Source organism: Pseudomonas sp. GXM4, from assembly GCF_008923895.1.
In the GTDB taxonomy this organism is placed as follows: domain Bacteria; phylum Pseudomonadota; class Gammaproteobacteria; order Pseudomonadales; family Pseudomonadaceae; genus Aquipseudomonas; species Aquipseudomonas atacamensis.
On record NZ_WBRZ01000189.1, the window covers coordinates 1 to 10,867 of the forward strand.

Genomic DNA, 10,867 nt, shown 5'->3' on the forward strand with positions numbered 1-10,867 from the left:
CATTCAGATCATCATTGACTGACACTGCGCATTCGCGAGCAGGCTCGCTCCCACAGGGGTCTATGGTGTCGGGACTATTCGGGATACCCGGTGATTTTGCGGATGCTTTGGTACAGCGGTTTGAGCTGCCGGTACATACGCAAATACACCTCTTTATACAACTGCTCATAAACCTTCTGCGCCTCAGACTGCGGTGTGAAAACCGCTCCAACCCGTGTCATCGCCGCAATGGCCGCTGGAAAATCCCTGTGCAACCCCAACCCAACCGCACAGCAAATCGCCGCCCCTAACCCGGACGCTTCATACACATGCGGGCGCTCTGCCGGCAAGCCGAAGATGTTGGCGGTCAGTTGCATCGCGGCGTCGCTTTGTGAGCCGCCGCCGGCGACGCGCAGGCGCTGGATCGAGACCTTCGAACGCCGTTCGATGTTCTCCATGCCCTGGCGCAGCGCGTAGGCCAGTCCTTCGAGAATGGCCCGGTAGATGTGCGCGCGGGTGTGTACGTCGCCGAAGCCGATCATCGCGCCTTTGGCTTCCACGCCCGGTTCGCGGATGCCCGGTGACCAGTACGGTTGCAGCATCAAACCCATCGAGCCCGGCGGCACCGCGTTGACCAGTGCGTCGAACAGTTGCTCCGGTTCGATGCCCTGCTCTTTTGCCTGCTGCATCTCGCGCAGGCCGAATTCGTTCTTGAACCAGCTGACCATCCAGTAGCCGCGATAGATCATCACTTCGCAGTTGTACTGATCGGGCACGGCTGAGGGATATGGCGGGATCAGCGGGACGATTTCCAAATAGCGCGAGCGGGTGCTGGTGATGGTCGCGGTGGTGCCGTAGGACAGGCACACCGTGCGCGTATCGACCACGCCGGAGCCGATCACTTCGCAGGCCTTGTCCGCGCCTGCGGCAATCAACGGCAGGCCCTCGGGGATGCCAGTGTGCCGGGCGGCTTCGGCTGTGATGTAGCCGAGGGTTTCGCCGGGTTTGTGCAGGATCGGCAACTGCTCGGGGCGCACCGCCAGCGCCTGCCATTTCCAGTCGCGCGGTGCCGCCCACTTCAGCCGTTTGAAGTCGAAGGGCAGATAGCCGACGCAGCAGCCGACCGAATCGACGAAGCGCCCGCACAGGCGATGAGTGAGAAAACCCGAGAGCAGCAAAAACTTGTCAGTCGCCGCCCACACCTCGGGCTGATGCCGGGCGATCCAGTTGGCTTCGGCCTGGGCGCGGAAATAATCCACCGTCGCTTGGGCGCCGACCAGTTTGAACAGCCAGCCCCACGGCCCCTTGATGCCGCCCTCGACCTCGGCCTGACGTTGATCGAGCCAGACAATCGCCGGGCGCAGCGATTTGCCGTCCGCGTCCACGTTGATCACCGTGCCGCGCTGGGTAGTCACGGACACGCCGGCAATCTGCGCACGGTCGATGCCAGTCTGCTGCCAGAGTTGCTGACAAGCCTCGCCAAGCTTCGCCCAGTAATATTCCGGATCCTGCTCGGCCCAACCGGGTTGCGTCGAGTAGTACGCCTGCAGATCGACTTTGCCTTTGCCGAGCAGATTGCCCTGCAGATCGAAGAGCAATGCGCGCACGCTCTGGGTGCCGTTGTCGATCGCTAACAGGTATTTCATGGCGTGATCTCCGGCAAGCCGTGATCGCGCAGCCACAACAATCGATAACGCTGAATTTCCGCTAGCCAGCGCTCATCGTCCCAGGCCAATCGTGGCTGGCAGAGCGTGCGAATCGCAGGCAGATAGTCCTCGCCACCACGCGGCAGCAACAGGCCCAAACGGGTGCGACGCAGCAGCAAATCATCCAGGTGCAGAATCATTTCCGCCTCGCAGGCGAACGCCAGCTCTGCCCACAGAGTATCGCTGGCGCCAACCGTTTCCAGACCGAGTTCGCCGAGCAATTGCTTTAGCCTCGGCAGGTCTCGACCGTGACGTCCGGCCAAGCGTCGCCATTGATTGCCGCTCAGTCCCGCAATTGTCAGCGGTGGCACAGAGGCGAACACCGGCGCGCCGTCATCGACAAAAGAGCGCCCGAGCATCACCGCGCACGCCTTGAGCACTTCGATCGCTTGCGGGCGAAACGTGGTCAGTTTGCCGCCGGCCAACGTCACGCAACCCGGCTCCTGCCACAGCACATGTTCGCGGGTCTCGTTGGACGGTTTGCCCTGCTGCGCACCCGTCGCGCTGCCGACCACCGGACGCACGCCTGACCAGGTCGACAGCACGTCGTCGACGCCCACTTCGGCGCCGGGAAATTGCTGCTGGAACGCGGCGAGCAGATAGTCGAGTTCGTCACTGGAAATGCGCGCGCTGTGGTCGAGGTCTTCGCGGTGATCGAGGTCCGTGGTGCCGACCACCGTCGCGCCTTCCCACGGAAACACGAACACCGGGCGCCGATCGCGCTGATGCAGAAAAGTGAACGCCTGCGCCACTGGCAGACGCCAGCCCGGCAGCAACAGATGACTGCCGCGCAACGGTCGCAATTGCTTCGCAGCGTCAGCGGGACGGAGGCGCTCAGCCCACGCGCCCGTGGCCACGGCCAACACAGCGGAGCGCAATTGCAGCGTCGCGCCGCCCTCGCCATCTTCGATCTGAACCCCGCACACCCGCCCGCCTTCACGCAGCAGTTGCGTGACCCGCACACCACTGATAATCACCGCACCATCGGCCCGGGCCTCGCGCAGTACGCGCATCACCAGCCGCGCGTCATCGGTCAGGGCATCGACAAAACAGCTGCCGCCGAGCAGGCCGTTTTCCTTCACCCCCGGGGCGAGAAAACGCAGTTGCTGCGCGTCATGAAAAGCATGGTTGCGCCGCCCCGCCAGCGCGTCGTACACCGAGAGCAGGCCGCCCATGACGCGCGGCCCGGGAAAGCCGCCGCGATAGTGCGGCATCATGAAACTCATCGGCTCGACCAGCCCCGGCGCTTCGTCGAGGAGGCGCTGACGCTCGCGCACCGAGTCGCGGGTCAGGCGCCACTGGCCCTTGGCGATGTACCGCAAACCGCCGTGGACCATTTTCGATGATCGGCTGGACGTACCCCAGGCAAAATCACGCTGTTCCAGCAGCAAACAGCGCCAGCCCCGGCGCGCGGCTTCGCGGACGATTCCGGCGCCGCTGATGCCGCCGCCGATGACGATCAGGTCCCAGGTTTCATCCGCCAGCGTCGGCAGAATCTGCTCGCGCCATTGCGCGTTCCAGTTCGCCGTCATGGCCGCGACTCTGGCAACAGCGTGCCCGGGTTGAGGCGCCCTTCCGGGTCGAAATGTTCGCTCAGCGCCTGCAATGTCTGCATCGCCAGCGGGCCTTTTTCGCGCAGCAGATAGGGCGCGTGATCCTTGCCGACGCCGTGCTGATGACTGATCGTGCCGTGGTTGTCGACGATAGTCTGGCTGGCCGCGTGTTTGAGCACCCGCCAGCGCGCCAGCGTCGCGGCATAGTCGGCGGCCGGGCGAAACACGTAAGTGGTGTAAATGCTCGAGCCTTCGCCGTAGACGTGCGAGAGATGAGTGAACACATGCACGCGCTCGCCCTCGGCGGCCAAGGCGTCGCGCAGGCTGTTTTCGATGAGGCTGAGCAGGTGGTCGACGTTGCTCCAGTCGGTGGCCGTTTCGAGGGTGTCGACCACGTAACCGGCGTTCCACAGGTTCTCGCGCAGGTAGGGAAAGCGGAAGCGGTTCTGCGCCCACTTCTTGCCCAGCAGGGTGCCGGTGAACACGCCGCCGAAGGCTTTCAGATGCTGGCGCGCGTGTTTCAGTGACAGTGCGTTTTGCTGGCGATTGCCGGTTACGCCGAAGGTCAGCAGGCATTTGCCGTCGCCAGCGCCGCGCAGCTTAAGGTACTTCTCCAGCCAGGCGATCTGCTGCGGATGGCCGGCCAGCGCCAGTTGCGTTTCGGTTTCCACCGCGTTGGACAGGCGCAGCATCGACAGCGGTACGCGCGCCTGCGCCAGTTGCCGGATTGCTTGCAGCGCGTGCGGCCAGTCGGGCAGAAACACGCCGTAGAAACGTTCGTCCGCCGGCAACGCACTGACCCGCACCTTGACTTCGGAAATGATCCCGAAACGGCCTTCGCAACCGAGCACCACTTCACGCAGATCCGGGCCGGCGGCCGACGCCGGGAACGTCGGAATCTGCAAAGGCCCGGCGAACGTTTCCAGGGTGCCGCCGGCAAACAACTGCTCGATCCGCCCGTAGCGCAACGACTGCTGGCCGCTGGAACGACTGGCCACCCAACCGCCCAGGGTCGACAGCTCCCACGACTGCGGAAAATGCCCCAGCGTGTAGCCGCGCGCACGCAACTGGCTTTCCACTTGCGGCCCGCTGGCGCCGGGGCCGAATGTCGCCAGCAGGCTTTGTTCGTCGAGGTCGGTCAGGCGATTCATCCGCGCCAGCGACACCGTCAGCACCGGACGCGCGGAGTTTGGCGGATTGATGTGCCCGGCCACCGACGTGCCGCCGCCGTAGGGAATCAGGCACAGATCCTGATCATGGGCGAGCGTCAGCAATTGGCGGATCTGTTCGGCCGTTTCAGGAAACGCCACGGCATCGGGATAAGTACCCAACGCGCCTTCGCGCAACGCCAGCCAGTCCGGCAGGCTCTGGCCGCGCGCGTGCAGCAGGCGATCGTGAGTATCGACGCTGTACAAGCGATGCGGCACCAGACGCGAGGTCGGCACTTGCGCCAACGCCGCTGCCAGGGTCGCATCGGGCAATGCCCGGCCGGCGCCCAGGCGTTCGTGGAGAAATGTCGCGCCCTGGGCCGGCAGTTCGACCACCGTGCCTGCCTCTCCCCAGCCGTTCCAGCGTCGCATGCGTGTGTCCTTTTTCTGCCGTTGGATCAAGCTTGCATACTAGTCAGCGCTGGAGATCTGTCACGGTCGCATCGGGCCAGAACCTGTAGCGAATGGCGCCAAACGTCCGGGCATTTACTTTCGCCGGGCAATCCACTTACCTTGCGCCATTCATTCGCTCACGCGCCGTCGATCAAAGGACCGCGACCATGCCATCGCTCGGCTTCACTTCCGTTCCGCCGCTGCTCAAATACCTGCGTCATGCCGAACAGTTGGGCATGGCCATCGAGCCTGCGTTGGCGGCGGCCGGGCTGCAGGCGCAGCAGTTGAGCGACAACACCTTGCGCCTGCCGGGCGAGGTTCACGAGCGCTTGCTGGATTATTTCTGCGAGCACTCGGGCGATGGGTTGTTCGGGCTGCATGCGGCGAATTTCGTCCTGCCCAATTCGTGGAGCGTGCTTGGTTACATCACCATGAATTGCGCGACGTTGGGCGATGCCATGAGCCGGATCATGCCGTTCGAAAAACTCGTCGGCGACATGGGTGTCAGCCGCGCCGAGGTGCAGGGCGAGCACGTGCATCTGATCTGGACCTGCCGCTACGAGCGGCCACGGATTCGTCGGCATCTGGTGGAAAACGTGCTCGGTTCGTGGCTGCACTACGCGCGCTGGATCGCCGACACGCAGCTGTCGCCGGCCTGCGTATGGCTGGAGCATGGGCGGCCGGATGCGGTGACGCAGGCCGAGTACGAGGCGTTTTTTGGTTGCCCGGTGCGGTTCGATCAGGCGTATTCGGCGCTGGTGGTGCCGCTGGCGTATTTGCAGTTGCCGCTGCGCCAGGCCGATGCGCAATTGCTGCGAACCCTGGAAGAACACGCGATGGGTTTGCTGGCGACGCTGGAAGATGCCTCGCTGGCGCAGCAGGTGAAAAACATCCTGCGCGGTTTGCTCAAGGAGGGCTTGCCGCGCAAGGAGCAAGTGGCCGAACAGCTCAGCGTGTCGGTGCGCACGTTGCAGCGGCAGTTGCAGCAGGTCGGGACGTCGTATCAGCAGATTCTCGATGAGCTGCGTCAGGAGTTGGCGGAGCACTATTTGCTCAACAGCACGTTGCCGATTCAGGACATTGCGCAGTATCTGGGCTTCACCGAACCGCGCTCATTTCATCGCACGTTCAAGAGCTGGCGCGGGATGCCGCCGGGGGAGTTTCGGTTGCGGAATCGGCGGTGATGCTGATGGCCCTATCGCTGGCAAGCCAGCTCCCACAGGTTCGGTGCAAGCCACAGATATAGTGATCAACTCGGACACTGTGGGAGCTGGCTTGCCAGCGATGGCGTCATCGGCAGCGCCGTAAATTTCCGCCACATAAATCGCGCAATAAACACGATTCCCTTCAACTGTTTAAAGCCGCCAGACATTCAGCGAAACCACCCACAATTCCTTGCGCCGCTGCCTACGCCTGCGCCAGAATCCGCCGGCTTGTGCGCCCCAGACCTCATCGCTACTGTGATTGCGTCACTGCCCATCAGTGATCGGGTTTAGTAGCCCGGAGTATTTGGGGTGCATAGTTCATCAGACAGTCAGGTCTCGCCTGAGCTTTATGGTGGCTGTGCGCAGGGCGCCCTCGGGCGCGCCGGTTTCCCAGATCCCCGGTCTACTAACCTGCGCACAGCTGCCTCCACTTCCTTTAGTAGGGAAGCGGTGGCCAGCCAAAATGAGGATCTGGATATGTTCAAAGTAACCCCAAACCCGCCACCCACCGACCCGGCATCCCCCTACGAATCCGCCGAATCGAAGAAATTCCACGAAGCCGCCGACCGCGCCCTCGATCATTACCTCGGCCCGTCCAGCGCTGAATTCATGGCCCCGCCCTACAAGTCCAACACGCTGTACATGGCCAATCCCGAGGCAGACAACGAATCGCTTTTGGCCGATGCCTGCGAAACGTTGGGGTCGGCGACGGTGATGCTCAACGATCAGGCGGGGCTGGTGAACGGCTCGCAGCGCAAGACGTTGCAGGGCATCGCGCAGATTGTGATGGTCGCGGAGATGGCAGTGAATCGCGTGCTGGATCGGTTGGTGCCGACTGATTGAGGGTTTTTGAGGAATTTGGTGTGGGCTGGTTTTTGTGGGGTGTCAGGGGTTGCCCTCACCCCAGCCCTCTCCCAGAGGGAGAGGGGGCCGACCCAGCTGTCTTGCGCTGTCCGTCGACCTGAAAGACCGAGTCGATTATGGATTCGACGCCATGCATTCAATTCGATTATGGATTCAGCACAGCACATTCAGGTCGGCGTAACTCCCGAGCATCCCGCAATCGGTCCCCTCTCCCCCCGGGAGAGGGCTAGGGTGAGGGGCTTTTGATCTTGGGCGCCAAGCTCAAAGACTGATCGCATTGGTAAACACCAACCGATTGCCAAACGGATCGGCAATGGTCATGTCCTGACTGCCCCACGGCATCGCCTGAATCTGCGGATGGGAAAACTTGTAATCCTTGGCCATCAGTTGCTGCTGAAACGCCTCCAGCTCATCGGTCTCGATACGCAGCGCCGAACCCGGGCAGGCATCGCCGTGATGCTCGGACAGATGCAGCACACACTCGCCCCGTGACACCTGCAGATACAGCGGAAAATTCGCTTCGAAGCGATGCTGCCAGTCGATCTTGAAGCCGAGAAAATCGACGTAGAACTCGACAGCCTTGGCCTCATCGAAGATCCGCAGGATCGGGGTGGTTTTGCCGAAGCTCATGGGGTGCTCCCTGACTGAATGGCCCCACAATGTAGACGGGGAGGATGTCAGCAAATCGGCTTGTGGATGGCTTTCTTTAATTGCAATGTGCCATCACTGTGACGCACACCACGAATCCTTAACGAAAGTTGTCGCGCAGGTCACCCTGTCGCGCAAGAAACCGCCCTGCCCTCGCCCCATTCGCCTGCCCGTCGCGATAACTCAACACGCCGTTGACCCAAACCCCGTCGATCCCCTGCGCCGCCCGCTGCGGATCGTTGAAATCGGCCACGTCACGCACGGTCGCCGGATCGAACAACACCAGATCCGCCCAATGCCCTTCTCGAATCTCGCCCCTTTCCTGCAAGCCAAAACGCGCCGCCGACAGGCCGGTCATCTTGTGCACGGCGGTGTGCAGCGGAAACAACCCGATGTCGCGACTGAAATGGCCCAGCACCCGTGGGAAAGCGCCCCACAGGCGCGGATGCGGGAACGGGTCTTCCGGCAGTCCGTCAGAGCCGACCATCGAAAGCGGATGGGCAAGGATTCTTCTGACATCGGCCTCGTCCATGCCGTAGTACACCGCGCCCGCCGGTTGCAGACGTTTCGCGGTTTCTTCCAGCGACAGTTTCCATTCGCCAGCAATATCGATCAGGTCGCGCCCGCTGACTTCCGGGTGCGGCGTCGACCAGGTAATAGTGATGCGGTGGGCGTCGGTGACTTGCTTCAAATCCAGGGTTGAGGAACTCGCCGCGTACGGGTAGCAATCGCAGCCGACGGGGTGGGTTTTCGCCGCTTCTTCCAGCGCTGCGAGCAATTGCGGACTGCGTCCCCAGTTACCGACGCCGGCGCACTTGAGGTGGGAAATGATCACCGGCGATTGCGCGTGTCGGCCGATCTGAAAGGCTTCGTCCATCGCCTCCAGCACCGGAGCGAATTCGCTGCGCAGATGGGTGGTGTACACCGCGCCGAACGCCGTCAGTTCTTCGGTCAGTTGCATGACTTCATCGGTCGAGGCGTTGAAGGCGCTGGCGTAGGCCAGGCCTGTGGATAAACCCAACGCGCCAGCCTCGAGACTGTCGCGCAACTGCTCGCGCATGGCGGTGATTTCGTCGGGGGTCGCGGTGCGGAACAGGTCGTCGAGGTGATTGCTGCGCAGCGCCGTGTGGCCAACCAGCGCGGCGACATTCAGCGCGGTATTGGCCGCTTCGACGGCGGCGCGGTAGTCGCTGAAACGCGGATAGACGAACGCCGCTGCGCTGCCGAGCAGGTTCATCGGGTCCGGCGGATTGCCCTTCAAAGTGACCGGCGAAGCGCTGATGCCGCAGTTGCCGACAATCACCGTGGTCACGCCCTGGCTGAGCTTGGGCAGCATCTCGGGTTGGCGGATGACCACGGTGTCGTCGTGGGTGTGCACGTCGATGAAACCCGGCGCCAGCACCCGGCCGGCGGCGTCGATTTCTTCGCTGGCGCGGGCGTCAGGCAGATCGCCGATGCGCTCGATGCGGCCATTGAGAATTGCCACGTCGGCCTTATAGCCGGGCGTGTTGCTGCCGTCGATAACCAGCGCGTTGCGGATCAGGGTGTCGTACTGCATGTCAGTCTCCCAGCGGCAGGTGATCGTCGCCGCCACGGTATTCGTCGAGGGCGAGTTTGATTCGCCGCAGACGTTCTTGATTGTCTTCAGGGCTGGCCAGCGCCAGCTCGGTGGCGAGCACGTCGATGGCCAGCAGCATGCCGTAGCGCGCCGCCGTCGGTTTGTAGATGAACGAGGTTTCCGCGCCCTGCAGCGGCAGCACGACGTCGGCCAGTTCCGCCAGTGGTGAATCGCCGCGAGTGATGGCGAGAATGCGCGCGCCGTAGTTGCGCGCCAGCTCCACGGTTTCCAAAAGCTCCGGGGTGATGCCGGTCAGCGAGCAGGCGATCAGCACTTGCTCGGCGTTCAAACTGGCGGCGGTGACGCGCATCATCACCGCGTCATGACACACCGCAATCGGGTAACCGAGGCGCACCAGACGCACCTGCAATTCATCGCTGCACAGGGTTGAGCAACCGCCCATGCCGAACGCGTGAATCATCCGCGCCTGGCTGAGCAATTTCACAGCGTCGGCGAAGCGCGATTCGTCGAAACCGGCCAGATGCTGGCGCAGGGTGGTTTCGATGTCGCCGACGATCTGCCCGTAGAACGCCGACTGCTCAGGCGTGCCCGCCGGGTCGAGAAACCGGCTGCCAACGCCGCTGGCCTGGGCCAGTTGCAGACGCAGATCTCGCAAGTCGCGGCAGCCGACCGTGCGGGCAAAGCGCGACAGCGTGGCGGTGCTGACCTCGGCGCGTTGTGCGAGGTCTTCGAGGCTGGCGCTGGCGGCAAACCCGACATCGTCGAGCATCAACCGCGCAATGCGCCCCTCGCCGGCGCTGAAGGAATCCTGGCGGGCGCGGATCTGGTAGAGGATGTCCATGGGCGGCGGGCTCCGGTTACAGCAGGTAGGAAAGGCCGACGGTCAGCGCGAAAGCGACCAGCGAGATCAGCGTCTCGAGCACGGTCCAGGTCTTGAACGTCTGCGCGACCGTCATGTTGAAGTATTCCTTGATCAACCAGAAGCCGCCGTCGTTGACGTGGGAAAAGATAACCGAGCCCGCGCCGGTCGCCAGCACCAAAAGCTCAGGGTGTGGATAACCCAGACCGATGGCCACCGGCGCGACAACGCCTGATGCGGTGGTCATCGCCACGGTGGCCGAGCCAGTGGCAACGCGCATCAGCGCGGCGAACAACCAGCCCATGATCAGCGGCGACAAATGAAATTCATGGGCAAGGCCGACGATCTGATCGGTGACGCCGGCATCCACCAGAATCCGGTTCAAGCCGCCACCAGCACCGACCAGCAAGGTGATGCTGGCGGTGGGCGCGAGGCATTCGTTGGTGAACTTGAGGATCGATTCGCGGTTGAAACCTTGGGCAATCCCTAGCGTCCAGAAGCTCAGCAAAGTCGCCAGCAACAGCGCGATCACCGAATTGCCGATGAACAGCAGGAACTGGTTGAAAGCGCTGCCGGGGGTGGAAATCAGGTTGGCCCAGCCGCCGATCAACATCAGCACCACCGGCAGCAGAATGGTCGCCATGGTGATGCCGAAACCCGGCAGTTTGTCGCGCGGTTCACGGTCGAGAAATTGCTTTTCCAGCGGATTGTCCGCCGGCAATTGAATGCGCGGCACGATGAATTTGGCGTACAGCGGCCCGGCGATGATTGCGGTCGGAATGCCGATGGCGATCGCGTACAGCAAGGTCTGCCCGACCGAGGCCTGATAGGCCTGCACCGCGAGCATCGCCGCCGGGTGCGGCGGCACCAGCG

At 63.0% G+C, this 10,867-nt stretch carries 8 protein-coding genes and 1 pseudogene; 2 read left to right on the top strand and 7 right to left on the bottom strand.

Annotated elements, in window-relative coordinates; all coding sequences use genetic code 11:
- Positions 1 to 74 precede the first annotated feature (74 nt).
- The 3 genes from F8N49_RS20150 to F8N49_RS20160 are packed head-to-tail and all read right to left on the bottom strand — an operon-like array spanning position 75 to position 4,818.
- Entirely contained in the window at positions 75 to 1,625 is a 1,551-nt protein-coding gene (locus F8N49_RS20150; protein ID WP_151552258.1) for an FGGY-family carbohydrate kinase, read from the bottom strand.
- On the bottom strand, positions 1,622 to 3,217 hold the full coding sequence (locus F8N49_RS20155) for a glycerol-3-phosphate dehydrogenase/oxidase (RefSeq protein WP_151552260.1): 1,596 nt from the start codon (positions 3,215 to 3,217) through the stop codon (positions 1,622 to 1,624). The genes F8N49_RS20150 and F8N49_RS20155 overlap by 4 nt, the downstream gene beginning before the upstream one ends.
- On the bottom strand, positions 3,214 to 4,818 hold the full coding sequence (locus F8N49_RS20160) for an FAD-binding oxidoreductase (protein WP_151552262.1): 1,605 nt from the start codon (positions 4,816 to 4,818) through the stop codon (positions 3,214 to 3,216). Before F8N49_RS20160 ends, F8N49_RS20155 begins: the two co-directional genes overlap by 4 nt.
- Before the next feature lie 188 nt (positions 4,819 to 5,006).
- Here F8N49_RS20160 and F8N49_RS20165 point away from each other — a divergent pair, with 188 nt between their 5' ends.
- Positions 5,007 to 6,023, top strand: a complete 1,017-nt coding sequence (locus F8N49_RS20165; protein ID WP_110646648.1) for an AraC family transcriptional regulator — start codon at positions 5,007 to 5,009, stop codon at positions 6,021 to 6,023.
- A gap of 498 nt (positions 6,024 to 6,521) precedes the next feature.
- Positions 6,522 to 6,887, top strand: coding sequence for a DUF6124 family protein (locus tag F8N49_RS20170; protein WP_151552264.1), 366 nt, complete (start codon positions 6,522 to 6,524; stop codon positions 6,885 to 6,887).
- A gap of 282 nt (positions 6,888 to 7,169) precedes the next feature.
- On the opposite strand, the gene F8N49_RS20175 is transcribed toward F8N49_RS20170, so the two are convergent.
- The 4 genes and pseudogenes from F8N49_RS20175 to F8N49_RS20190 all read right to left on the bottom strand — a co-directional run.
- Positions 7,170 to 7,538, bottom strand: coding sequence for a glyoxalase superfamily protein (locus F8N49_RS20175; RefSeq protein ID WP_016771789.1), 369 nt, complete (start codon positions 7,536 to 7,538; stop codon positions 7,170 to 7,172).
- Between the two features lie 118 nt (positions 7,539 to 7,656).
- The gene (locus F8N49_RS20180) at positions 7,657 to 9,114 is read right to left on the bottom strand and encodes an amidohydrolase family protein (RefSeq protein ID WP_151552266.1); all 1,458 of its coding nucleotides are present in this window, start codon (positions 9,112 to 9,114) and stop codon (positions 7,657 to 7,659) included.
- 1 nt (position 9,115) lies between these two features.
- Positions 9,116 to 9,976, bottom strand: coding sequence for a MurR/RpiR family transcriptional regulator (locus F8N49_RS20185; protein ID WP_024011492.1), 861 nt, complete (start codon positions 9,974 to 9,976; stop codon positions 9,116 to 9,118).
- A gap of 16 nt (positions 9,977 to 9,992) precedes the next feature.
- Positions 9,993 to 10,867 (bottom strand): annotated as a pseudogene (locus F8N49_RS20190) (GntP family permease); the annotation flags it as partial.